The sequence below is a fragment of the Massilia frigida genome, assembly GCF_011682175.1.
GTDB classification, from domain to species: Bacteria; Pseudomonadota; Gammaproteobacteria; order Burkholderiales; family Burkholderiaceae_D; genus Telluria_A; species Telluria_A frigida.
On record NZ_WHJG01000209.1, the window covers coordinates 1 to 313 of the forward strand.

Here is a 313-nt window from a genome sequence, read left to right on the forward strand (position 1 = left end):
AATGGGATATCTACGGCGGCAAGCGGGGCGAAATCGTTAAAGATGTTTCGTATGACCTCGGCGTTCTGAGCTATGTCTATCCGTCCAATGCATTGCCGGTGAGCGCCAATACCACTGAAATCTATGGAGCCTCTTGCAAAACTAGCGGAACGGATGAAAATTGCTTGGCAGCGCAAGCGAAAAGGGGGGGGGGGGCGCCCATTTCTGGCATGATTTAGTTTCTAACGCTTAATCAAAACGCCCACACCATGAATGCTACCCGACCTGCTCTGATCATGCAACGCTGGAACGCGGTTCAATATGACGTGCTGCC

The 313-nt window shown here is 51.8% G+C and carries 1 pseudogene; it reads left to right on the top strand.

The features are described 5' to 3' along the window. Nucleotides 1-218 (top strand): annotated as a pseudogene (locus tag F2P44_RS36030) (hypothetical protein); the annotation flags it as partial. Nucleotides 219-313 lie beyond the last annotated feature (95 nt).